The sequence below is a fragment of the Bacillus sp. SIMBA_005 genome (assembly GCF_046535585.1).
GTDB lineage: Bacteria > Bacillota > Bacilli > Bacillales > Bacillaceae > Bacillus > Bacillus pumilus.
The window spans coordinates 160161-182499 of the sequence record NZ_JAWRWI010000001.1 but is presented as its reverse complement, the minus strand read 5'-3'; the positions used below and the strand labels follow the sequence as shown (position 1 = coordinate 182499).

The following is a 22339-nucleotide window of genomic DNA, read 5'->3' as shown; positions in this document are numbered from 1 at the left end:
GCTACCGGTTCTTTTTCTTGTTTGTTTTATTGAACACGCTGTTCTACTTCTTGACAAATTTCATCAGCCGTCATACCAGACGCGGTAATCACAGATGCCTTTGTCGTTGTGTCTGAAATGCCAAGAACATTTGAATCTAGTCCTGTGACAACATAGCAGTCACACTGATCCATTTGCTGTTCATTTTGAATACGTACGACGTCATACCCTTTTTGCTTCAGTAGTTCTTCTACATCGGATAAAGATGGTTCTACACCAATTCTTGTCATAATCAAGAACACCTCCTGTTCATAAGGTGTACAGGAGGCAGCTTGATTATTCATTCACCTGCTTGCTTTTTGAAATAAGCCGTCATAACGTTTACAGCTGTTTCTATCGCTTTTTCATCAGGCATGAGTTTTGAATGATGCAGGCCATATTCTGAATCGACCCCTAACCAAAACATAAATCCAGGGTACTTTTTCAGCATGTAGCCAAAATCTTCTCCTGTCATGGCCTCTCTGCATTCAACCACATTCGCAAGCCCTTCTCCAGAAACATATGACATAAATTCCTCTGTCAGTTCCTTTGAATTATCCACTTCGTAATAAGATGAAGGGTATCGCACGGTTACCTTGCATTCGTAGCCAATTTCAATCCCTTTTGCTAGTGCTTCAATTCGCTTTCTCACTTTTTCCATAGACTCTGGTGAAAGTGTACGAATGGTGCCATCAAGCTTTGCATGCTGCGCAATGATATTTTGAGCCGTTCCCCCGGTAATCGTGCCAATCGTAATGACCGCACTATCAAGAGGATCGACATTACGAGAAATAACCGATTGCAGTTGACCTACAAGTGCACTCGCAGCCACAACCATATCATTCGCTAAATGAGGGTAAGCAGCGTGTCCGCCTTTTCCTTCAAGATCTATCACAAGCTCACTCGTATTGGCAAAAAGCAGCCCTGGCTTTGTGGCTATCGTTCCGACAGGATATTCAGGTGCAATATGCAGTGCTGTAATAAAATCTGGCGTCCACTTTTTCAGCACATCACTTGTAAGCATCGGTTCAGCTCCGCCTGGACCTTCTTCTGCCGGCTGGAACATAAATAATAGATCTTCTTTGATTGGCTCATGAACGAAATGATCAATGACCCCAAGTGCGATGGTCATATGAAGGTCATGTCCACACGCATGCATCTTCCCTTCATGTACTGATTGAAATGGATACCCTGTGTCCTCAGGAATAGACAGGCCGTCCATATCTGCACGATACGCAAATACGCGCTCAGGATTTGTTCCCTTTACTTTGACAAAAAGTCCAGTTCGCCATGTTTCTATCTCAACTCGATCTTTTGAATAAGCACCAAGATGCTTGATGAGGTATGCTTGTGTTTTGAATTCCTTAAAACCAAGCTCAGGGATTTGATGTAAATCTCTTCGAATGGATATCAATTGCTCACGATTTAACAAGTGAATTCGCTTCCTTTCCTCTATACGAATAAGACGTGGATATATATCCACGTCTATGTCTTCAGCTGCGAATTATATGAATTAAAGCTGACGCAGTTCTTGTTTGATTTCTGTTTTACCTTTTGTTTTTTCATCAATGTCTTTAATTTTCTTTGCAGGTGTACCTGCTACAACTGTGTAAGGCTCTACATCGTTCACAACGATCGCACCTGCAGCTACAACTGCACCTTTACCAATTGTCACACCTTCTAGAACAACAGCGTTCGCACCGATGACAACATCATCTTCTACGACAACTGGTTTAGCAGATGGCGGCTCAATGACACCTGCAAGAACAGATCCAGCACCGATATGACAGTTCTTACCTACTGTCGCACGGCCGCCAAGCACCACGTTCATGTCAATCATCGTACCTTCGCCGATCACAGAACCGATATTAATAGAAGCCCCCATCATGATGACTGCATTATCACCGATTTCAACTTGGTCACGAATGATCGCACCTGGCTCAATACGTGCTTTAATGTTCTTTAAATCTAACATTGGAATTGCAGAGTTGCGGCGGTCATTTTCCACGACAACATCTTCAATTTTGTCTTTGTTCGTTTCTAACGCTTTTTGAATGTCGCTCCACTCACCGAAAACAACTCCAGTGTTTCCTGTGATGAACGTTTTTGCATGTTCACCAAACTCAATGCCTTCTAGATCACCTTTGATGTAGACTTTGACAGGTGTTGATTTTGTACTATTTTGAATAAATGAAATAATTTCATTAGCGTCCATTTGTTTCATGTATGTATGTCCTCCTCTTAATTTATACTTCATTACTGTACCAAAGGAGAGTTTTAATGACAAGTGAAAGAGTTGACTCTTCAATGGAAAATAAAACAAGCGGGACTGATTACCCCGCTTCCTGCTGGTGAAGATGAACAAATTGTTTACCAAAAGAAATCAATTTCTCTTCTTCTTCTCCTTCTGGATTTAGCTCGATCTTGACTGATGGCAGGACAATGTCCCCGCCAAGTTCCTTCACTTTTTCTTCGATTAGATCAACAGCTCCGCAAAAATGCTCATAAGATGTATCCCCGGAACCGAATACAGCAAATGCTTTTCCCGTTAAATCAAGCTCTTCCATTTCTTCATATAAATCAATAAAATCATCAGGAAGGTCACCATCTCCCCATGTGTACGCACCTAACATAATGTGCTTGTAATCATTGAGAAGTTCTGCATCAATATCCATCGCTTCATGACGGTCCACGCCAGCTCCTGCTTCTGTTATTCCTTTTTCAATTAGATCCGCCATCGCTTCTGTATTCCCAGACATCGTGGCATACACCAGTAAAACCTTTTCTGTCACTTTTTCTTCCTCCTTATCAATGAATCAATGCCGGCTCCTCATATGGCCTTACAAACTTGCTTTCATATAAACCAGCACAGAAAAAGTTTTCATTTTGATTGGCTACACGAAAACCGTGTCCTTTGATCGTATCAAACCATTTGAGCTCTTTTTGCTCTATATCAAGCTGATACACTTTAGAAAACCCGTATTCGTCTTGTGAAGTAGTCACATACACAATGCCATTATCCTCTGACACATCCAAAAATGATTCTTCTCTATCAAAGGCTTGTGATTGAATATCATGCAGCATATTGGTATGTAAATCTAAAATTTGAACAGATCCCTTTTTGCCTTTTTTTGATCCCAATGCGCAAACAAGCAGATGCTCTTGACAGAGCAGCATAGAAGCTGTCATCCGGTGCTCCTCTCTGTTTAGAAGGAAAACCTGTTCACTCTCCAAGTCATACACCCATACTCCTCCGTGAACCTCATGAATCTGTGTTCCAATATAAAGGTGATCACCTGCAGCACATAAGGAACGAATGACAGGCGGATGGTTCACATGAGCAAACGGCTTCATAATTTCCCAGGAAATCCCGAAATCATTTGACACATATATACTATGTTTTCCATGTGCACACACAAACCCGTCTTCGCGTCCTGTAATCGACCAAACGACTGCATTTGTTGGAAATGATGATAGCGCCCATGTATGACCTTCATCTCCTGATCTAATCACTGTGCCATTTTCACCAACACCGAATAAATAAGGTCCAATATAGCTGATGGCATGAATTTTATGCTTGAGCTTAAACAGTTGCTGCCATCCGCTCTCCACACTGTAGTGAAAAATACCTTCACGTTTTACAGCAACAAAGTATCCACCGTTTTTAGAGGCAGCAACGGCCGTCGCTCCTTTATGAAACATGGTTTTCAACTCGTTTCACAGATAGCGCCGCCCATGTTAAAAAGCTTGTCGCAAATTCCTGACAGCACGCCACATCCTCATCTGTATCAGGTGCAAGCTCCATTTTCAATGTTTCAGGAAACACAGATGCACCGGTTGATTTGAGCATGTCATGAAATGTATGGACAGCCTCACAAAACTTCGGGTAACTGTAATCTCCTGATCCGAACACAGCTGCTTTGATGTCACTTAGTTCAAGCGTGGAGACCTCTTCATAAAAATCCTCTGCTTCATAAGGTAAATCGCCATCACCCCATGTATAAGAACCGATGAACACATAATCGTATGAAGAAAGATCCTCTGCGCTTGTATCATCAAATTCCATCATCTCAGTATCGATCCCTTTTCCTTCTAGTGTTTGCTTTATAATCGCTGCCATATCTTCTGTATTACCAGACATACTCGCAAATGCAATTAGTGCTTTCATCTATCGGTCACCTCATCTAAATGATAATCATTTTCAATTATTATATGTACACTTTAAATGATAATGATTTTCATTGTCAAATGATTTCATAAAAAAGCTTTGACCAATCAATACTCTAACCCAATGAAAAACCCGCTCAATCCAATTGGAAGGCGGGTTTTTCGTATCGAAGAGATCATCGGTTCCTCATTCGTTCGTTTCATCTATTCGAATAAAATATGGACCATAATCCGTTTCGTGCGTCATCACAAATGTCCATTTTTCATTCCAATCCATCACATACATATCGTTATAATCCATATTATTAGACTGATATGGTAAATCATTGATTAAAAGAGAGCTAGCATTTTCGAAAAGATACGCCTCGTCAACAAATTGATAAAAAACAGTGCACTTATCCTTTGATTGTTGAAGAAATGCGTCTATCGCCTCAGCCTTTTCAAGGCATGTAACCATTCCAAAACTGCATAAATGCCATAAAAAATCATCTACTGATATATCGTTTTGTTCTTTAACTGAAAGATGACTAGCAAAACGTTCACGCCACCTGGCGCGCAAATGATCTCCCCATTCAGGTTTGTTCATTTTGATTAATTGATTGTTTTTCATAAAATCGAGGTCTCCTCTATGATTCGCTCCATCTATCTATTGCTTTGATATGCGTACAATAAGTAAATTGAATCAAGCTGATTATTTACCTAAAAAAAGCACCTTCCTCTTCCAAGAAGGTGCTTACACCGCATCACTTTCAAGCATTTCTTTGACCACACCAACAAATGCTTGCACTTGTTTTAATTGAAAAGAAGCTTCATAGCCTAGCAGCCATGTGTCACGTCCGATTTGTTCTCCATTCACGTCAACAAGCGGTGTTTTATGAACACTTTTTTCGTGGTCGTATAAGGTGACCGAAGGCAAAATGGCGTAGCCGATGCCGTGGTAGGCCATCTGTTTACACGTCTCAATCTGGTCCACTAGAATCGTCTGCTTTGGAGACACTTTGAATTTTTGATGCCACCAGTGCTGGATTTCCTGATAATACGTGCTGTCGCTTTTAAATTGAATAAACGGGCGTTCTGTCTCGATTAACTCGTCCACGTCCTTGATAACAGAATCGACTAAATATAAATGATCTGTCATCAAATATTCCTTTGTTCCCTTCCAATCAGGGTTTCCGCGAATGATCCCAATGTGCACATGGTCCTCATATAAGCTTTTGAGCATTTCACTACTCCAGCCGGTCACAAGTGATACCTTCGCATTTGGGTACTTTTCGACATATCGCTTTAACACTTTCGGCAGCCAGTGCTGTCCAATAATGGAGGCCACTGCAAGCTTTAGTGTACCGTGAATTTCCCCTTCAAGTTCATCGATTCTCTCTCTCACTCGATCTTGCTCAACCGTCACCTCTTTTGCAAATTGAATGATCTGTTCACCTGCCGAAGTTACGGTGAGCCCTTTCTGAGAACGAAAAAAGATTTTGGTACCCCACTCTTTTTCGATCGTCTGCAATCTTTGGGATAAAGCAGGCTGAGAGACAAAGAGCCGCTCCGAAGCCTTTCTCATATTCAATTCTTCACTTAGCACAACAAGCATATGTAACTCTTGAAGCTGCATGGGCGTCCCCTTTCTCTCTATAAGTTTTTCTTATTCCATATGGTCATTATATAAATTATAGCTTATGAAGGCAAAAAAAATAAGCTGGGCTTCAGCTCATTTTTTCGCGGCATGAATCACTTCATTTAAGCGCTTTAATACAACACGTCGTGTAAATATTCCTTCAAAGACTTGCTCCTCATTTACGACACAAACAAATCCATTATTCGTTACAGCGTGAACGCCTTTTAGCACAGGATCCGTTGTTTTAAGCCTTGGGATATCAGTGAGCATAACTTCTTCTACCTTCAGTTGGTCCAGCTTTTCGAATTCAATTCGTTCTAAACCAAAGATCTTATCCATAATCATATTCGTTCCAATTAACCCATGCAGGTGATACGAAGGATCTAATACTGGAATGGCTGTATATCCTGTTTTTGTAAGGACCAATAGGGCATGCTCAAGATTATTTCCAATTTGAACATGTGCCACTTTATCTGCATCAATCATATGCTCAGCTACTGTGGACTCAAGCAATTGAGTTGGTTCTATCTCTATCATGTTTCTTCGACCCCTTTTCTCTCAATCATCAATCATACATTCCCCTTTACCATTAAGCATAAACTAAAACGAAATTTGTCGAAAGATTTTTTCTGCATAAAAAAGATACTCAGCTCCCGAGTATCTAATAGAATGTTCAATCAATATTAATTCTCAAACCTTACTCTGTCATACAATGTGATCAATTGCTTATACGTATTGTCATCGACATTTTTTGTTCCACATTCTATATCATTGATCTCACTGCTTAGTAATTCGACAGCATATTCCTGATTCAGCAATACGTTTAATAATAGCTTTTTCTCTTCTTCATTAAAACGATTTTCGATGACGCTCATCCAACATCAGGCCCCCTGTTTCATATATGCTTTTATATTGATTAGCAGGCTTTTGAATGTCTGCTTCCTCTCTATACAGCTAGAATAAGGAACTAGAATCGAATCGTCAACCGCACGTTTCGACAAGGTTTGGAGAAAAATGACGGAATTTATTTTGTGTATCGATTGGCATAGCAAAATGCTGCGTATGAGTCGGGTTTTATTTTAGCTTCAATTCCCATAGCTGTGATCATTCCGGTCATTTCCTGAATCAGCTCTTTTGTACTTCCTTTTTTGCCAATATCTAGATGAGCTTCAAAACGGAGGTCTGCCCCTTCCTCAGCAAAGGGAAGAAGCAAATCCATCAGTTCTGTTAAAGGCCCCTCAAGGATGTCTGCACATACCTTTTGGCTAAACGCTGTCTCTAATGAAATTTTTTCTCTAAGGCTTTGCACAGGCCTGCTGATCACTTGTTGCGTAAGACAGCCCCAAGCCCCTTTGCCAATCCGGTGGAGATGAATTGCAGTCATAAATCTTGTGACATTTTGATTGACCTGCGAGTCCGTACCAATTGATAACACATAGGCGGATCTAGGGTCTTTTCGAATAAAGTCTTTCATTCTCATGACGACATCAGAAAACGCTAAATGATCTTCAGAAAGATTGTAGTAAAAAGAATCACTCACAGAAAGGAACTCCTTTTTAATGGTCTCTTATCCGAATATTGCGCTGAATGATCATCTTCCTTTTGCTTATCACCTATGAAGTGTATGCTTCCGCAATCAACGAAGGAATTCTTAGAAAAAACATTTCATACGATTCAGCTTAGGATTGTAGAAGCTCAAAAATCTCAATCGAAATCATATCAATGTTGTCAAATGGGAAAGTATTTGGCTTATCCCCTTGTTGAAAAACAGTCAATTCAAACGTTTGATTCTTTTCGAAATACTTAACACTACAGATTTTCTCACCGTTCACTTCGAAATAACGCTGTGCCGGTTCGTTTGCAGCTTCTGCTGTCTCTTGAAGACTTTGCAGCCTTGTAATGATACCCATTAATTGTGACATTCTAAAAAAAGACTCCTTTCAAAAAAACAACTCAAGATGAACCCGTATTGATTATACACAAGTCCTACAAAGCATCATACCATAAAGTGTTCTCAGATGATATTTTTCCTCTTGAATTCAAAAAAAGAAAAAGAATCTGTTTTTTTAGTTTGAGTCTTTTTTCTGATCTCATGCACCATGTTTTTATAAACCCGCAGATCTCATCAGCCGTTTGGCAATTTCGTCAAAATCCTCTTTGGAAATGCCTGGGGCAAACTCTTCCGGTAATTCTCTATAATCTGGCACAGGTGCTCCTTGCGGGGTTCCCTCAATCACTGTGAGCGGTTTTCCATCAATCGGATGGCTGCCTTTCCAAATCTTATTGATATCCTTGTAATCCGTATCACTAAATGTGTACAGTTTTGTATGAATATTTTGTTCTTCAAATTTCCTTGCTGAATCAAAGTATTTGTTGTCGAGGTTTGGGATCGGGAGCATTTTCCCTACATCTACTCCTGTAGCTACCTCAAGCGCCTTTGCATATGCCACAACATGCACACCGCCTCGCACAAGTAAATAACCGATCATCTCTCTTGCTGTAGGATGATCTGTCATTTCATATACGCGCATTTTGTGCGTACGAGCCCCGCATTCAAGGAAGAAATTATGAAGGAGGTCAAGAATCAGGTTTCCGCTTGAGAACACATTCTCTCCGGTCCAAGGTTTTGCCATGGAATCAAACGGATAGCCTGTTTGAGCCGTTTGAATAAAATGCTGTGTATTTCGTTTATCGACAGCCGCTTTCATCGGTGTCGTATCTGGATCTCCGCCATGGGTGGTCCCTGTAATCATGAGATTCACTGCTGTTGTCACAAGTTCTACATGACCGAATTCTTCAGCCGTAATACTGGATACGAGGTCATAAAACGGTTTGAGTTTTCGTTTTCCTCTAAAGTTAAAGGATTGAAACATGTAATTATTTAATGTGGACATTTCACCGAATTTTCCGCCGAGTAATTCTTGCACAGCAGCAGCACCATTTGCATGTGGGTGATCTGGCCTTGGCAAATCAATCAGCAGCCGCTTGTCACGTTTGATCATGACGTTCCCTCCTACCGTCTAACTGTCATCACTTAAGATGTATGGAGTGATTGGGCTGTCCTATGCATGAGGCGAAGATGAAAAGCACAAAAAAAACTTGGCGGGGGTAGCGCCAAGTTTTTTGGATCTTGATCTGATAGAGGGGTTGGGGAACAGAGAGTAGCTTCTCTCTATAACTAAATGATAATGATTATCAGTTTCATTGTCAACCATTTTTTATTTCTTTTTTTCAATCAAAAAAAGCAGCCTAAAAGGCTGCTTTGATTGTTAATAAATGGCTAATATAATCTTCACTCTGTGCGTTTAAATTAATCCATCTTGCTCATATAAATAGGCATACGGAAGATCTATAAATAAATACATATCTCCCTCTAACGGGTAAGAAAACGTACGTATCCTCTCACCAGTTTCTAAATCGCTATATATATCACTGAAAAATCCTTTCCCGCTCATTCTCATTTGGAGAATATTCGCTAGGAAATAAGGACGCCAGCTCCAGTTTTTCTCAATATATTCAGGCTGAAACAGCCATTCTTTTTCTTTTTTAAACACATTTCCAGTGATTTGAAATCCCTCTTCATTACACATATATATCCGAAAGCTGCAATCCGTTAATTCTAATGCCAGCTTTTGGATGAGTTCATCATTTGTACTGCATGATTTTTTTAAGGTCGTGACAGCTTGGTGAATTCGTTTATAAAATGTTTCAGAATGTTCGTAGACAGTTTGTAGTTTCTTTTTCTCATGAGCAATAAATTGCTGGAATTCTTCTCTCAGCTGATCTTTTCGTTTATTACGGTCGATTAATTCCGCCGCCGGCTCGTGAAGATAGAATCCTTGAAAGTATCTGCCGCCATTTCTCCAAGCATATTGCAACTGAAAATTTGCTTCAATGTCTTCATAAATTAAAGCCGCCCCTATTTTTCTCGCAAGCAATGAAATGCTGTACAAGACATATTCATAGGAAGGTGAAGGAGCCGATGCCCTTAATGCGTGTAAATCTATTTTTAATAGATCGGGTGAGAGCAAGGCAATCCGGTCAAGATTGCTGCTTTCTTTTCCAATATTCGAGATGGCGATTTTAATACCATATGTACGAAAATACGTTAACGTATGGTAAAGCTGTTCAATATCGCCGCTAAACGTATGCTCTGTAAATTCGATAACAAACCGATTAAGCTGAATGCCCCTTGCTTCATATTGCTTCAAGAGTTCTAAAAAGCTTTCACCATGATCAAGCATCAGGATATTGGCATCATGATTAATAAAAATGAGCAAATCATCATCTGCTGTTGTGAAAAGATCAAGTGCTTGCGTCAGTACTTTATGATCTACTTCCACTTTATATTCGTCAGGAATAGATGAATCCGTAAAGAAGGAGCCTAGGCTAACTGTTTCAGACTCGAGCTTCATTCTTCCTAAAATCTCATAGCCTATCACTTTTTGCTCTTCCGCACTGAATATCGCTTGATAGTGCGGGAAAACATCTTCAATATTCGTTAAAATATCCAATGGATCGACCATTTTCATCACCTGCTTCTCTCTTTGTGTGATTATAACACATCAAAAGCAGGTCTTACATCGTCATTCAAAATGGGGATTGATTGAGCCATTGTCCTCCATCCATTGTGATACAATCTCCATTTATATAAGACGCTTGTTCAGATAATAAAAAGCTTGCAAGCTCTGCAATTTCCTCTGGTGTGCCCAGTCTGCCAAGAGGAACACTATCTAATGTTCTTTGCGCTGCCTCTTCCGATTCCCATAGTTTATCCGCACCGCCTGTTCTCTCAATTGGACCTGGCGCGATGGCATTGACGCGAATTCGATATTGCTTTCCCCATTCCACTGCAAGCGTTCGAGTGAGAGATAAAACACCTGCCTTTGCTGCCGCTGAATGCGCCACACCTACACCAGCACCCCATGCATAGGTCGCCACCATATTGACCATACTTCCGCTTTTCTTTTGACGAATCCAGTAATTGCCCACTGCATGACTGCAAAAAAATGTTCCATTTAATACAATATCAATGACAGCCTTCCAGCCGTTAGGAGATAGTTTTTCTGCTGGAACTAAAAAGTTTCCTGCAGCATTGTTAATGAGAGCATCCACATCGCCAAATGTATCTACGGCAAACTTGACCATTTGATCAGCATCTTCTGGGTTTCGCACATCCATTTGGAAGTAAGCGATCGAGCCGCCATTTTGTTTTATTTCATTTGCCGCTTTTTCTAACGTTTCTTCTGTTCTTCCAGTAATCACAACATTCCAGCCTTCATGTGCCAAATGGACAGCCATCGCCTTCCCCATTCCGCTTGATCCTCCTGTGACAATCACTGTTTGTTTCGTCATTTGTTCTCCCCCTCTGTGGTTTTGAATGACTATTCATTCATTATTTTCTATCATATCATGATTGACCCTAGATGCACCATATGGGAGATTCTTTAAATATGATGCTATACTTAATTTTATTTATAAAGGAGTCTTATATGAAGCAACTTTCTCGGAGACAGTTTTTAAAAGGAGCAGCCGGCGCGAGCATTCTCGGTTTTTTAGCTACAACATGTGGGTACGGATATGCCAGATACATCGAACCACGCATGATCGATACCGTGTCAATGACCATTCGGGATGCTCAGCTTCCAGCTTCATTTGACCAGTTTAAAATCGCTCAATTTAGTGATGTTCATTTAAGTGATACATTTCCTGCGAAGGAATTAGAATCCGTCGTCCAGCAAATCAACGCTGAGTCTCCAGACCTCATTGTATTCACAGGGGATCTCGTTGATTTTCAAGCATCGATTGAAGAGCATGAAAAAGCGAAAGCCTATTTGACTAAGCTCCATGCCCCGTTTGGTAAGCTCGCGATATGCGGTAATCATGACTACGGACCATTTGGCATTGAACTTTATGAGAAAACGATGAAAGAATGCGGCTTTACAATATGTAAAAATGATGTGTTTCCATTAGAAAAAGAAGGGGCACATATTCAGATTGCGACAATGGATGACTTGATGATGAGTGTGCCGGATTATGACCTAATGAAGCGGGAAGTATCATCTGATTTATTTACCTTGCTGCTCGTACATGAGCCTGATGCAGCATTGGAGCTGAATTCAACCCCCATTAACTTGCAGCTTTCTGGACATACCCATGGCGGACAGGTGCAGCTTCCTTTCTATGGACCCATTCTCACAGCACCTTTCGGCCATACATATGTGGAAGGTTTATACGGAAGTTATCAGCACCGCATCTATGTCAACCGCGGCCTTGGGACAACAAGACTGCCGCTTCGATTTTTAGCCAAACCTGAATTAACCTTTTTCACCCTCTCTTCTCGCATTTAGACAGAAGCCAAAACGCTTCTTTTTGCATATAGATAATCAAAGATCTTTCTCATGACAAATGTTAGGAGAAACCTTCCTTAGCCTGATTCCGTCCATATATATAGCAAGTGACGGGCATCATGGCTGCTTTTATTTGAGCAAAAGGAGTGTCCTTTGGTGCTGCGATATACGGTAAAACGCGGAGAAACGCTTTCTTCTATAGCGCTTGATTTTCGAACAACAACAGATGCCTTAAAGGCTGCAAACCCTTCACTTCAAGGTCAAGAACCGGTACAAAATGAGGTCATCATCATTCCTGGTCTGCCCGATCCTAATACGATCCCTTACCGCATCTCTGTTTCAATTTCTAGGAAACGTCTCGTCTTGTTTTCTGGATCAGAGCTGATTCGGTCGTATCCGATTGCAACAGGAAGAATTTTAAATATGACGCCGACAGGTTCTTATTATATTGTGAACAGACAGCCAAACCCAGGAGGTCCCTTTGGCGCCTATTGGCTGAGCCTCTCGAAAGTTCATTACGGCATCCACGGTACGAATAACCCCTCTTCAATTGGTAAAGCTGTGTCTAGAGGGTGCATTCGTATGTATAATCAGAATGTCATCGAACTTGCTTCACTCGTTCCAAATGGAACACCTGTGACCATTAGCCAGTAGGAGAAATCAATTGTATGAATGCTTAAAATTTTATATGATATAAAGTGGGATCTTCAGGTTAAGGAGCGTATTTATGGATATTTTTAAAAACAGAAATTTTGTTCGTCTCTTTTTTGCAGCACTTGCTTCGCAAATGGGGACAACAGTAGGCAATATGGCGTTTGCCTTTTATTTGCTTGATCATTTTAGTCATCAGCCCGCCTATGCCACATTAGCAGAGCTCATGTATTCACTTCCAACGATCTTTGTCTTTTTTATGGTCGGTGTCGTAGCAGATCGTTTTGATCGTAAAAAAGTCGCAGAGAATTGCGATTGGATACGAGCTGGGCTGACGATTGTTTTATTCATCGTTATTTATTTCAATTCACTTCCTCTTATTTTCTTGATCTTATTTATACGAAGTGCCATTACGAAGTTCTTCTATCCAGCTGAAGCCTCTCTCGTTCAGGCGATTTTAAATAAAGATCAATATGCAAAAGCCGCTGGTTTAAATCAAATGCTGTTTAGTTTATTCATGGTATTTGGTGTTGGAATCGGTGCGATTATGTATAAGACAATTGGACTTCACGGAGCCATTACCATTGATTTGATCAGTTTTATTGTGTCAGGCATCCTGATTCGTTCATGTAACATTCCAATTGAAGCACGTCAGCCAAATGGACAAGCAGGCTGGAGAGGTATGACCATTAAAACGTCTCTAAAAGATTTTAAAGAAGGCATTCTTTACATTATAAAAAATAAATTATTGGCTTCTTTAATTTTCGGCTTTTTTGTTTTTGGTCTAGTCAATGGCGCATTTGCTGTACTTCCGATGTTTACAATGAAATATGGTCTTTCACCGGATCATTTTGAACTGCATACATCCTTCTTTACAATCGCGATCGGTGCAGGCCTGCTTGTTGGCAGCTTAATGGGCTCTGTTCTCGCTAAGAAAGTAAAGATGCAATATCTCATGTCACTTCCAATTTTGGTTGCAGGCATTCTGATTTTTGTACTTGGTTCCACCCATACACTATGGTTGTTTTATGTCACATCATTTGTCATTGGTACATGCATTGGACCGGTCAACATTGTCATTGGCGGCTGGCTGCCGAGAATCGTCCATCCTCGTCTGATGGGACGTGTGTCTGGCTGGGTTGATCCACTTACCATGTTTGCTCAATCCATGACATTAGGTTTGATTGCGGTACTATTTCCAAAACTCATTACAAACGTTTCTTATATTTATTACGGAATGGGCGTTATTATTTTACTCGTTTTCCTTTTTTACTTCTTTACACTGCCAAAGTTCAGCAGAGAAGCTGACGACTTAGACGTGCAGCGTGAACTTAAAGGTCAGGGAGCACAATAAATGAAGCGAAAAGGACTTTCTTCTATAGAAAGTCCTTTTTGTATGGCTCTGAAACACAACGGCGCTTATTTTTTTGTTCTTCGAAATGATTGGAAGCAAAATGAATGATTCTTTCAACTGCATAAATGCTAATAAATAGGATGAGAAATAGAAGCAAAGGATGAATCGGCTGGTCATCTATCACGTACACAATGCATCCAACGACAAATGCGACCAATAAAGGAGTTAAAATAGCTTTCAATCTTAACAGTCCTTTCTGTTCTCATAGAATTTGTTCTTCTTATTTAATAACATATTTTTCTTTTTATGACATAAAAGGAACGTGTATAAAATCGCAGTATTTTTAATTAAAAATCTTTACATCTTTGGGAATTTTATAGTAGTATAGTCAGGTTGGAGGTGAGAGGTATGCTAAAAAGTTATTATTTTATTCATACAAAAGATGATCAAGGTCAGTATGTTGTACATACAGAAGATTGTGCATTTTTAGGTGATGCTGCAAGCCGTAAATTGATTGGTCTGCACATGAGTGGCGAGAGCGCCATTGATGAAGCTAAAAAAATGACGAATGAAACTGATTTTAATGGTTGCTTCTATTGCGCTTATTCAAGTCATAAGAAATAGACCTTATGATGAAACCATATGTTCGGGCATGTTGTCTGGCATATGGTAAAGTCTCAAATGCAAAATGAATACAATTGAGAAACTACCCATTTATTTAAAATAGGTAGTTATCATGAACTAATAGTTCACTTCATATATATTTGATTCAGTCAATTATTCTGCGCTTCTTGCAATGAACGTCTCTTCTTCTTTGTCCATTAACACCAATGGCACCATCACAAGTTATGTGATGAATATACGACACCTTTAGCATATATAAATTTAAATACGCCGCATTCTTTCCACCTGAAGCAGATAGAAGAAAAATCAAATTGGATAGATGCTAGTGTCTTTGCTGACCTTTCTGCCATTTTTATCTTCACCCACGTTTTAGAACCTTCCTGAATGGCTATTGTACATAAGAGGGATAGGAATCCTATCACTTTTTACAATAAGTCTATTTGCAATTTACTAATAATAATCCAGTATGTTTCCAAACGTACGTTCTAAGCCAATTTAAGTATTGATATGACAGGCTTTCTCCTAATTCACATAAATTCCACCTTCTTAAAGTCAACTATATGATAGTATTCTTTTGGGGGAAGTTTGGGGGAAGTTTTTTAATAATGGACAGACGTAAAAGGAGCGTAAAATGAACATAAATAAATTTAGATCATTCCTTTATAAAACATCAAAATACCTGGGTGACGTCAACGCCGTTCAAAAGGGTACTATCGGAAAACGTATCATGCGACGTGCTGCGGGTAAAGCATCCGGCAAGCTAATGAAAAAGATATTCAAATAAAAAGAAGCCCCCGAAAAGGGCTTTTTTTAATGGAATTTATCATAACCGATACTTGAGGTGTGTCCTCTTATTGCCTCATCATGATTTTGTGTAATTGCAAAATAACCGATAGTACCTAATGTTCCCACAATTATAATGCTTGCAATCAATGACTTAAATTTCATAAAGGCAATCGCTCCTTTTAATTAATTGTTGGAAGTAAAGAACCTTCTCATAGAAGTTCGACGCCTTGTCCTTATCTCCTACTGTTTTATATCTCCTTGCTGCATCTTTCGATAATTCTTCAAGAATTGCATACATTCCCCGACCAGTTAAATATTCGGTATCACTCAACACTTTTTCATAATCTTCCTTCACATAAAGCGCCTTGTAAAAAGTGAACACTTTAAGCATAACATCATCTTTTAATTTTTCTGCTAGTTCTATCCCCTGGTTGAGAGCGTATAACCCTAGATCGTTTTCCTTCTCATGAAAATATGACCTTACAAGCACACTTAAAGGGTCAAGTATTCTGTTAAAATGCTCATATCCTCGTTCTTTAAAAGCGTTGATAGAATCATTTATATATTTAATTGCAGCAACTATTTCATCATTGTGAAAATAGCTTAATCCTAAGTTATAAAGCGCTGATCCTATTAATCTTTTAGCGTCGTTTTCCGTTGCTTTTTCTAGTGCATGTTCAAAATGAGGCTTTGCTTTTTCGGGGCAACCCATATCAATATAGTTTAATCCAATGACAAAGGAACATTGTATCTGTCTAACAGTATAAGTTTCTTTTTCTCGGTAACATTCTATTGCTTGAGCTATATGGTGCATCGACATGTGGTTTTGTTTCATGTGGTAATAGATTTCAGCCATCTTGTAATTGAACTCGGCACGTTCAATATCATCACTTACAAGAGATAGCTTTTTTTCTGCTCGTTTGTAGAAGGTAATTGCGTTGAGGTATTCATATTTTTCAAATTCATACATTCCATAGAAGAAATTAAAATAATAATCAAGTAAGCCTGTCAATTTCTCTTGGTCCCTTTTGATCTTCATTGCTAATTCTCTAAAGTTGGCACGCTCTTTTCCATTCTCCAATGGATTCAAATAATCCAACATTAATTTATGTCGGAATTCCATAAGAGAGTAATATAATAATAAGTCCTGGTTTTCCTCCATATTATCGAGCAAAGATTTTATTTCTTCCTTATACGCTTCGGCATCCGGAACGTTAAATCTTTGAATATGGTAATACCATTCATTGATTTTCAACCCGACATGAGAAGAAAGCACTTTCTCCATAAGACCTTACCCCTTCCTTGCTATTCCCTATAATGACATATATTATCATTTTTGAAATATTTCCACACCGAAAAGAAACCGCAATTTTCTTCTCAATCATCTAGTTTTTTAAGTCTATTGATAAGACTTTGAGTCGAAGGTATAATTTAAAAGTATATCTATATTTTAGGAGATGATGAATTGAAAAAATTTTGGGCTAACCAATCAGACGATCCATATACTTTAAAAAAAATATCTGAAAAGGATATTATGAAAACAGAAAAAAAGCTAGGAGTTAAGCTGCCACAAGAATATAAAAACTTAGTCTTGGAGCAAAACGGCGGTTATTTGGAATGTAATGCTTTCCCTACTGACAAACCTACTTCATGGGCAGAGGATCATATACAATTTGATCATTTGCTAGGGATCGGAAAAAAAGAAGGGATTTTAGAAAGCGACTATTTAATAAAAGAATGGGAGCTTCCTAAAGATATTATTCTTATCTCAGGGGATGGTCATTCCTGGGTTGCACTAGATTACCGAAATACTACAGAGAATCCACCCGTTCATTTTTTCGATTTAGAAATGGAAGAGGACTTTAAATTAGCAGATAGTTTTAATGAATTTATTTCAAAACTCTACATTGATGAATCGGATGATAGTGAACCTGATTTAGAAGGATTAGACCCCGAGGACTATGAACTTAAATACATATCGCCCGACGATGCAGACGCAATTACAAAGGATGAAGTAAATAGGATATTTGAAAAAAATAATGAAGAATTATTTTCTAATCTCAAGCTCTTCCCTATTCAAAATTATGACGATCTCATTTGGTTATTGAAAAAATTAGAAACTCATACTAATTCAACGAATGACGTTGATGGCGCTCTGGAATTGGGGTTAGTGTTAGATACAGTAGCAACATACAAGAAAAACTTGATTTTAGAGAACAAGGAATCACTGGAAACATTTAAAAATATCATTAGTAACTTAAATAGATTAAATGATTCAGATGTTGAGATTATTATTAATCAATTGGAAGATTTTATAGAATAGGTATTGTTAACCTCCAATACTTGTATTATACTTGCAATGTTTGTAAATATAATACAAAAGAGGTGCTTTAATTGAAATTAAGGAAGTTTTTATGTGCTACATTACCGTTATTGCTCCTAGTATCTTTTATTTTACCGGAGTTTGCCAAAGCGGAATCTACACAAGTTAGAGAAAGTAATTTAACGGAAGATCAATTAAACGACTACATTGAATCTTCTTACGAAAACTATGATGATTTTCCATATGCTCAAGAATATGAGGATTGGGATAACTATGAAGAGTATCAAGGTTTACTTGAAGATGATGTTACGGATGAGGAACTAGAAAAAGATACAATTTCTGATGAGGTTTTCGAAAATGGGGAGCTAGTAGAACCAACGTTTTCTGCTCCAGCCGATGCAATTGGTACAAACGATGAGGTTGATATTATTCAAATGTACCCTGCTTGGTTAGTTCCTCTTGCTTTTCCTGTTGTTATGCGCATCGGTGGGAAACTATATGCCAAACAATATTTGAAAAACTCAACAAAAAAAGTTGTAATCAGAAATGGAAAACTTGCTAAAAAGAAACACCCTAAAACTGGTATTAAATTCACTGCAAATGGCTTTCCTGTTTTCAATTCAAAATTCAATTACAATCTACCAGGTTTGTTAATAAAGTCATCTAACAAAACTCAATTCGCTAAGGCAAACGCATCTTTAAAAATCGGTATTAAGTCACCTAAACATGCTAAAAAATTTACTAAGAACCAAATCATTGATATAAACCATAACAAAACCCCTAGAGGCTATGTATGGCATCACCATGAAAACACAGGAAGATTACAACTTGTGAACAAAGAAATTCACAAGAAAACAGGACATACAGGCGGAAGAGCTATATGGGGAAGACTAAAATAAACTCTATATAAGTAAACCCCCCCATCCAATACTGGACAGGGGGTTTCTTGTTTTAAAACCATCTATAGTCATAAGTCTATAGAATTTTTATTTTAATAGCTTTTCGAGCTTTGCTTTAGTCTTCGGACCATAGATGCCATCGGCGGCAAGACCATGCATCAATTGGAATCGTTTGACCGCATCCGCTGTTTTTGGTCCGTAATAGCCATCAACACCGTTGTTTTTTGCTCCTTTGTCCGGGTAGTAGTAAACCGCCGCTAGGGCTTGCTGTACGGCTTTTACTGCTGATCCCTTTGTAAGAGGCTTTGTAACTTTTAAAATGCCTGTTGGCAAACCATATGACTTTTTAGAAGGCTTGGAAGCTGCTGTTTTGGATGGTTCTGCTTTTGTTGGTTTAGCAGACGGCTTTTTACTTGTGTTAGCAACGGCGATCCCGGCTTTGAAGCTGTCCCAACGATTAAGCAACCTGCGGGGACATTCTTTCCCGCTCCAATGCTTATGCGGCACAACGTTTGACAATGGAATGCCTTTATCCGTCATCAATTGGCGAATTAACCATTGAGCGTTCTCGACTGCCTTCTCAAAATTGCCGTCTACATTTTCGCAAATTTCAATGCCGATTGACTTCATATTGCCCGTGCCTCTGCCGTCTCCTGCGTGCCAACCGTTTTCGTTTAGTGGTAAGTGCTGATAGATCACATTTGCGTCCACAGTGTAATGCCAGCTAACGGCTGTACTAGATCGTTTAACGAATGCTGCGTGACTCGCTGCATCTGCACCCTTTGACTTGTTAGCTGTGTTATGAACCGTAATATATAAAGGTTTCATATAGTTGCCTGGTCTGTTCCGGTTACTCTTTGAAATATAATCTTGAATGATTTTTACCATTGTTCATCGTCTCCCTTAATGTTTTAGGTATTAAAAAAGAACCGCCTGGGGCAGCTCTTTTTATTTTGTTAATCCTTTTTGTTGTAGAACTTCTTTTTGTAACTTGCCTTTGTCAGTAACATAGTTGTTTTTGAACCATGCGATAAGGGTTGTTACTAGTGTAAAGACCATTGAGAAGGCAAGATATAAAGTTTCTGTTAATGTGTTTACCTGGTCCTCACTGATCGGCAAAACAGGTTTGCCAAACATGATTAGCGCCTGGTTGATTAGTGCAATAAAAAGAAGCACCGTGCGAACGACCGTGCCTTTGTCAAAGTTTTTCATATCAAAAATTCCTCTTTTCGTTTTTATTTTTGGTTTCTTTCGATTCTGTCTAGTTTTTCAATGACAACATCATACTTCTCACTAAACTTTGCTAGTACGTCATTTTGTGCGTCTATTTGCTCGTTTAGCTTGTTCTCACGCTCTTTAGTCGTGTTCAATACATAAAACAGCACCCAACAAAAAAGAACCGCAAACGGTCCCTGTGTCATTAAATACTGTGCAATATCCATTTCCATCACTCTCACCTTCTCCCGCCATAAACATAAAAAATAAGCCTATACTTCGTACGGCTCACCTGTGATTTCCTCATATTGTTCGGGTGTAATTCTCCCCGCTGCTACTGTGTTAAACACCATTTCTTTTGTCCATAATTCTCTATCATAAAAACCTTTGATTCTTTCAAACCAAAAATTCATGATGTTTCACCGCCTACTGCAAGCAAGTAATAAAGCTCGGCAACTTGTTTCTCCATGAGGTCTATTTTTGACGGCTGCGGCTTTGGTTGCAAGCTCTCTATATACTCTTTGGATGCTGATTCAAACCACACTCTTTTTTTCTCGTCATACTCGGGAAGATACAACCCCTCTTGCGGTCTTACATCCGTAGCATTTTTCGGCAGCTCTTCATCATCAATTACATCTTCGCCTTGATATTTAAAATTTTCGTCATAGTAATAAATGTGCATGATACTTCCCCTCCTTTACCACAACGGAATAGATTCATTTATTTCAAACCTGCTTACAAAAGAATTATCGTTTGCGGACATCCCATCAAAACGCAATGAACCATCTGTATCAAGTGTAAATCTAGCAGAACCATAAGAACCTACCGTTGCGCCGACAAACACAGCTTTTGTTAACGGCTTTTGAGTAAAACGGGCAATGACTGCATCATTCGCCGGGACTCCCTCAAACGATCCACGAATGCATAACTCATTTTGACGTATAGAAAATTTGAGAGGATTTCCCGCAAATTGTTTTATTGTTGTTCCGGCGACTAACGCTACTTGGTTCCAGGTGCTGCTTAAATCCTTCTCGGATAGCATTCGATCCCAGCCTTTAAAAACACCATCAGTATGAACCGTACCCCACCAATGAAGGTTATCTCCACTTCTAATGATGTGGTACGTTTTACGATTGTTGCCATTGTCAATAACATAAATGTTAAACCATGAAGAATCCGTTTTGCTTGGCATGTTGACTACGTTTGTGCCCACTGCATAGTAGTAGCCGGACGGCAGCGTTAAAATGTCCGTACCATTCGGCAATAATTGACCTTTTCCATCTTCAGATAACATGTTATGGTTTGAAATCCTTGACCAACCGCTCCACACGTTATTGTTAAGGTAATTTGTATAGATATTGTTGATATAATCCGTTGCATATACCCAACCGAAACTTGCTTTACCATTTGTTGTGTCTGTCATGTGGAAGAAACCTCTAAAAGAACGATGATTCGGCAAATCTTTTGAACCAGCTATTGCATAGAAAGTTCCTTGCCCTAATCCATTATTGATAACTTCGTCTAATATGCTTAAAGAAGTATCCTTAATTGAGATCAAAGGCATTCCTGAATCTAGTGTAATTTTCTTTTGTTGAAAACCCGAGACAAAGTCTTTCGCCTTCTTCAAGACTGCATCTGCTTTTTCTTGAGCCTTTGCGGGAGTCTCTGCGTAATCCTCCGTATATTTTTTAGCCGCTGCAAGCGCTGCGTCTACTTTATCTTGTGCGCCTTGTTTGGTTTCAAGCGCTTCGAGATCGTCAAGTTTCTCTTTCATCCTGTCAAGCTGCTCTTGAAGTTCTTTGGTGATCTTATCAATGTTTCCTTGCATATCGTCAGTTCGTTTTTTTATATCCGCTTCAAGCTCCGCTGCTTTACGTTCTATTTCGGTTTTAAGAGTTTGAAAATCATCAATATAAAATTCCGCTGCCGGGGCAATGTCCTGGTCAATTAAATTGCGCTGAATCTCAAATGTAAATTCGTGAATCGACAAGGCTTGTCCGTTTCGATAATACAAATTCAAGGATGCTTGAACCTTGCCATATAGCTTGATTTCGTCTTTATCTAGGACGTATTCGGCGATCCCTTCGACTTTATCAACAAGCGTGATATTCCGAACGTTCTTGGATCCATTGTTGAATGATAGTACGAGTTTTCCGTCAACCGCTGAAAGAGGCAAAGACACACCATCTTTACACAATTTGAAAATTAGCTTTGCTGTGCCTATGTCCTGGGTTGAGAAAACAATTTTTGAATCGTACACGCTTTGATCATAGGCATCAACCACGAAAGGCAGCACGCCATTTTTAAAAAGTTGATTCGTCATGTTATCCCCCC

General features: G+C 39.2%; 30 protein-coding genes. 6 read left to right on the top strand and 24 right to left on the bottom strand.

Annotated elements, in window-relative coordinates:
• Positions 1-26: 26 nt before the first annotated feature.
• The 15 genes from SB660_RS01040 to fadH all read right to left on the bottom strand — a co-directional run bounded on the left by SB660_RS01040 (position 27) and on the right by fadH (position 11158).
• A complete protein-coding gene (locus SB660_RS01040) occupies positions 27-269 on the bottom strand; it encodes a YkuS family protein (protein WP_003211408.1) in 243 nt (80 codons plus the stop codon).
• A 50-nt stretch (positions 270-319) separates the two neighbouring features.
• Positions 320-1450 (bottom strand): N-acetyldiaminopimelate deacetylase, encoded by a 1131-nt coding sequence (locus SB660_RS01035; protein WP_061407611.1) that lies wholly within the window; start codon positions 1448-1450, stop codon positions 320-322.
• Positions 1451-1531: 81 nt separating this feature from the next.
• Complete coding sequence (gene dapD, locus SB660_RS01030) at positions 1532-2242, bottom strand: 2,3,4,5-tetrahydropyridine-2,6-dicarboxylate N-acetyltransferase (RefSeq protein WP_058014112.1); 711 nt, start codon at positions 2240-2242, stop codon at positions 1532-1534.
• Between the two features lie 109 nt (positions 2243-2351).
• Positions 2352-2810: a flavodoxin gene (locus SB660_RS01025; RefSeq protein WP_410580986.1), complete on the bottom strand. Its 459-nt coding sequence runs from the start codon at positions 2808-2810 to the stop codon at positions 2352-2354.
• Positions 2811-2826: 16 nt separating this feature from the next.
• Positions 2827-3720 (bottom strand): WD40/YVTN/BNR-like repeat-containing protein, encoded by an 894-nt coding sequence (locus tag SB660_RS01020; protein ID WP_410580984.1) that lies wholly within the window; start codon positions 3718-3720, stop codon positions 2827-2829.
• A complete protein-coding gene (locus tag SB660_RS01015; protein ID WP_268467030.1) occupies positions 3710-4186 on the bottom strand; it encodes a flavodoxin in 477 nt (158 codons plus the stop codon). The genes SB660_RS01020 and SB660_RS01015 overlap by 11 nt, the downstream gene beginning before the upstream one ends.
• 186 nt (positions 4187-4372) lie before the next feature.
• A complete protein-coding gene (locus tag SB660_RS01010) occupies positions 4373-4795 on the bottom strand; it encodes a DUF4275 family protein (protein WP_058014115.1) in 423 nt (140 codons plus the stop codon).
• 123 nt (positions 4796-4918) lie between these two features.
• The gene (gene ccpC, locus SB660_RS01005) at positions 4919-5800 is read right to left on the bottom strand and encodes a transcriptional regulator CcpC (protein ID WP_003211236.1); all 882 of its coding nucleotides are present in this window, start codon (positions 5798-5800) and stop codon (positions 4919-4921) included.
• 96 nt (positions 5801-5896) lie between these two features.
• On the bottom strand, positions 5897-6340 hold the full coding sequence (gene cbpB, locus SB660_RS01000; protein WP_003210874.1) for a cyclic-di-AMP-binding protein CbpB: 444 nt from the start codon (positions 6338-6340) through the stop codon (positions 5897-5899).
• Positions 6341-6486: 146 nt separating this feature from the next.
• Positions 6487-6678, bottom strand: a complete 192-nt coding sequence (gene abbA / locus SB660_RS00995; protein WP_003210802.1) for an antirepressor AbbA — start codon at positions 6676-6678, stop codon at positions 6487-6489.
• A gap of 149 nt (positions 6679-6827) precedes the next feature.
• Positions 6828-7343, bottom strand: a complete 516-nt coding sequence (locus tag SB660_RS00990) for a ribonuclease H-like YkuK family protein (protein WP_058014116.1) — start codon at positions 7341-7343, stop codon at positions 6828-6830.
• A 139-nt stretch (positions 7344-7482) separates the two neighbouring features.
• Positions 7483-7725, bottom strand: a complete 243-nt coding sequence (locus SB660_RS00985) for a YkuJ family protein (protein WP_003212254.1) — start codon at positions 7723-7725, stop codon at positions 7483-7485.
• Positions 7726-7908: 183 nt separating this feature from the next.
• Positions 7909-8805, bottom strand: coding sequence for a manganese catalase family protein (locus tag SB660_RS00980; RefSeq protein WP_410580979.1), 897 nt, complete (start codon positions 8803-8805; stop codon positions 7909-7911).
• 303 nt (positions 8806-9108) lie between these two features.
• Positions 9109-10329 (bottom strand): EAL domain-containing protein, encoded by a 1221-nt coding sequence (locus SB660_RS00975; protein WP_058014488.1) that lies wholly within the window; start codon positions 10327-10329, stop codon positions 9109-9111.
• A gap of 64 nt (positions 10330-10393) precedes the next feature.
• Positions 10394-11158 (bottom strand): 2,4-dienoyl-CoA reductase, encoded by a 765-nt coding sequence (fadH, locus tag SB660_RS00970; protein WP_180309083.1) that lies wholly within the window; start codon positions 11156-11158, stop codon positions 10394-10396.
• Positions 11159-11295: 137 nt separating this feature from the next.
• Between fadH and SB660_RS00965 the strand changes: the two genes are divergently transcribed.
• From SB660_RS00965 to SB660_RS00955, 3 genes are all read left to right on the top strand, one after another.
• A complete protein-coding gene (locus SB660_RS00965) occupies positions 11296-12153 on the top strand; it encodes a metallophosphoesterase (RefSeq protein ID WP_339165664.1) in 858 nt (285 codons plus the stop codon).
• Positions 12154-12309: 156 nt separating this feature from the next.
• Complete coding sequence (locus SB660_RS00960) at positions 12310-12807, top strand: L,D-transpeptidase family protein (protein WP_058014120.1); 498 nt, start codon at positions 12310-12312, stop codon at positions 12805-12807.
• 73 nt (positions 12808-12880) lie between these two features.
• On the top strand, positions 12881-14158 hold the full coding sequence (locus SB660_RS00955; protein ID WP_058014121.1) for an MFS transporter: 1278 nt from the start codon (positions 12881-12883) through the stop codon (positions 14156-14158).
• Positions 14159-14180: 22 nt separating this feature from the next.
• Here SB660_RS00955 and SB660_RS00950 read toward each other — a convergent pair whose 3' ends face one another.
• Complete coding sequence (locus SB660_RS00950; RefSeq protein ID WP_058014122.1) at positions 14181-14399, bottom strand: hypothetical protein; 219 nt, start codon at positions 14397-14399, stop codon at positions 14181-14183.
• A 167-nt stretch (positions 14400-14566) separates the two neighbouring features.
• On the opposite strand from SB660_RS00950, the gene SB660_RS00945 reads away from it, so the two are divergent.
• Positions 14567-14782 carry a hypothetical protein gene (locus SB660_RS00945; protein ID WP_012009775.1) on the top strand — a complete coding sequence of 72 codons (216 nt, stop codon included), beginning with the start codon at positions 14567-14569 and terminating at the stop codon, positions 14780-14782.
• Between the two features lie 810 nt (positions 14783-15592).
• Here SB660_RS00945 and SB660_RS00940 read toward each other — a convergent pair.
• Together SB660_RS00940 and SB660_RS00935 are read right to left on the bottom strand one after the other, a co-directional pair.
• Positions 15593-15730, bottom strand: coding sequence for a hypothetical protein (locus tag SB660_RS00940; protein ID WP_410580975.1), 138 nt, complete (start codon positions 15728-15730; stop codon positions 15593-15595).
• Entirely contained in the window at positions 15720-16853 is a 1134-nt protein-coding gene (locus tag SB660_RS00935) for a response regulator aspartate phosphatase (RefSeq protein ID WP_410580973.1), read from the bottom strand. The genes SB660_RS00940 and SB660_RS00935 overlap by 11 nt, the downstream gene beginning before the upstream one ends.
• Before the next feature lie 180 nt (positions 16854-17033).
• Here SB660_RS00935 and SB660_RS00930 point away from each other — a divergent pair, with 180 nt between their 5' ends.
• Both SB660_RS00930 and SB660_RS00925 read left to right on the top strand, forming a co-directional pair.
• The gene (locus tag SB660_RS00930; RefSeq protein WP_410580971.1) at positions 17034-17891 is read left to right on the top strand and encodes an SMI1/KNR4 family protein; all 858 of its coding nucleotides are present in this window, start codon (positions 17034-17036) and stop codon (positions 17889-17891) included.
• Between the two features lie 71 nt (positions 17892-17962).
• On the top strand, positions 17963-18790 hold the full coding sequence (locus SB660_RS00925; protein WP_410580969.1) for an HNH endonuclease: 828 nt from the start codon (positions 17963-17965) through the stop codon (positions 18788-18790).
• A gap of 87 nt (positions 18791-18877) precedes the next feature.
• Here SB660_RS00925 and SB660_RS00920 read toward each other — a convergent pair whose 3' ends face one another.
• Genes SB660_RS00920 through SB660_RS00895 form a run of 6 tightly spaced genes read right to left on the bottom strand, consistent with a single transcriptional unit; the run spans position 18878 to position 22328 of the window.
• Positions 18878-19678: a peptidoglycan recognition protein family protein gene (locus tag SB660_RS00920; protein ID WP_410580967.1), complete on the bottom strand. Its 801-nt coding sequence runs from the start codon at positions 19676-19678 to the stop codon at positions 18878-18880.
• Between the two features lie 60 nt (positions 19679-19738).
• Entirely contained in the window at positions 19739-20002 is a 264-nt protein-coding gene (locus SB660_RS00915; protein ID WP_410580965.1) for a phage holin, read from the bottom strand.
• A gap of 23 nt (positions 20003-20025) precedes the next feature.
• Positions 20026-20238, bottom strand: a complete 213-nt coding sequence (locus tag SB660_RS00910; RefSeq protein WP_073206560.1) for a BhlA/UviB family holin-like peptide — start codon at positions 20236-20238, stop codon at positions 20026-20028.
• Between the two features lie 39 nt (positions 20239-20277).
• Positions 20278-20418: an XkdX family protein gene (locus tag SB660_RS00905; RefSeq protein ID WP_306011268.1), complete on the bottom strand. Its 141-nt coding sequence runs from the start codon at positions 20416-20418 to the stop codon at positions 20278-20280.
• Entirely contained in the window at positions 20415-20687 is a 273-nt protein-coding gene (locus SB660_RS00900) for a hypothetical protein (RefSeq protein ID WP_410580963.1), read from the bottom strand. Before SB660_RS00900 ends, SB660_RS00905 begins: the two co-directional genes overlap by 4 nt.
• Before the next feature lie 15 nt (positions 20688-20702).
• Entirely contained in the window at positions 20703-22328 is a 1626-nt protein-coding gene (locus SB660_RS00895; protein WP_410580961.1) for a BppU family phage baseplate upper protein, read from the bottom strand.
• Positions 22329-22339 lie beyond the last annotated feature (11 nt).

Excerpts from the sequence above, each read along its gene's own strand:
- SB660_RS00980 (WP_410580979.1), bottom strand. The coding sequence starts at position 8,805 with ATGATCAAACGTGACAAGCGGCTGCTGATTGATTTGCCAAGGCCAGAT.
- SB660_RS01020 (WP_410580984.1), bottom strand. The coding sequence starts at position 3,720 with ATGTTTCATAAAGGAGCGACGGCCGTTGCTGCCTCTAAAAACGGTGGA.
- SB660_RS00935 (WP_410580973.1), bottom strand. The coding sequence starts at position 16,853 with ATGGAGAAAGTGCTTTCTTCTCATGTCGGGTTGAAAATCAATGAATGG.
- SB660_RS00985 (WP_003212254.1), bottom strand. The coding sequence starts at position 7,725 with ATGTCACAATTAATGGGTATCATTACAAGGCTGCAAAGTCTTCAAGAG.
- SB660_RS01015 (WP_268467030.1), bottom strand. The coding sequence starts at position 4,186 with ATGAAAGCACTAATTGCATTTGCGAGTATGTCTGGTAATACAGAAGAT.
- fadH (WP_180309083.1), bottom strand. The coding sequence starts at position 11,158 with ATGACGAAACAAACAGTGATTGTCACAGGAGGATCAAGCGGAATGGGG.
- SB660_RS00900 (WP_410580963.1), bottom strand. The coding sequence starts at position 20,687 with ATGCACATTTATTACTATGACGAAAATTTTAAATATCAAGGCGAAGAT.
- SB660_RS01010 (WP_058014115.1), bottom strand. The coding sequence starts at position 4,795 with ATGAAAAACAATCAATTAATCAAAATGAACAAACCTGAATGGGGAGAT.
- SB660_RS00965 (WP_339165664.1), top strand. The coding sequence starts at position 11,296 with ATGAAGCAACTTTCTCGGAGACAGTTTTTAAAAGGAGCAGCCGGCGCG.
- SB660_RS00945 (WP_012009775.1), top strand. The coding sequence starts at position 14,567 with ATGCTAAAAAGTTATTATTTTATTCATACAAAAGATGATCAAGGTCAG.
- ccpC (WP_003211236.1), bottom strand. The coding sequence starts at position 5,800 with ATGCAGCTTCAAGAGTTACATATGCTTGTTGTGCTAAGTGAAGAATTG.
- abbA (WP_003210802.1), bottom strand. The coding sequence starts at position 6,678 with ATGAGCGTCATCGAAAATCGTTTTAATGAAGAAGAGAAAAAGCTATTA.
- SB660_RS00915 (WP_410580965.1), bottom strand. The coding sequence starts at position 20,002 with ATGAAAAACTTTGACAAAGGCACGGTCGTTCGCACGGTGCTTCTTTTT.
- SB660_RS00940 (WP_410580975.1), bottom strand. The coding sequence starts at position 15,730 with ATGAAATTTAAGTCATTGATTGCAAGCATTATAATTGTGGGAACATTA.
- SB660_RS00910 (WP_073206560.1), bottom strand. The coding sequence starts at position 20,238 with ATGGAAATGGATATTGCACAGTATTTAATGACACAGGGACCGTTTGCG.
- dapD (WP_058014112.1), bottom strand. The coding sequence starts at position 2,242 with ATGAAACAAATGGACGCTAATGAAATTATTTCATTTATTCAAAATAGT.
- SB660_RS00895 (WP_410580961.1), bottom strand. The coding sequence starts at position 22,328 with ATGACGAATCAACTTTTTAAAAATGGCGTGCTGCCTTTCGTGGTTGAT.
- SB660_RS00975 (WP_058014488.1), bottom strand. The coding sequence starts at position 10,329 with ATGGTCGATCCATTGGATATTTTAACGAATATTGAAGATGTTTTCCCG.
- SB660_RS00920 (WP_410580967.1), bottom strand. The coding sequence starts at position 19,678 with ATGGTAAAAATCATTCAAGATTATATTTCAAAGAGTAACCGGAACAGA.
- SB660_RS00955 (WP_058014121.1), top strand. The coding sequence starts at position 12,881 with ATGGATATTTTTAAAAACAGAAATTTTGTTCGTCTCTTTTTTGCAGCA.
- cbpB (WP_003210874.1), bottom strand. The coding sequence starts at position 6,340 with ATGATAGAGATAGAACCAACTCAATTGCTTGAGTCCACAGTAGCTGAG.
- SB660_RS00905 (WP_306011268.1), bottom strand. The coding sequence starts at position 20,418 with ATGAATTTTTGGTTTGAAAGAATCAAAGGTTTTTATGATAGAGAATTA.
- SB660_RS01040 (WP_003211408.1), bottom strand. The coding sequence starts at position 269 with ATGACAAGAATTGGTGTAGAACCATCTTTATCCGATGTAGAAGAACTA.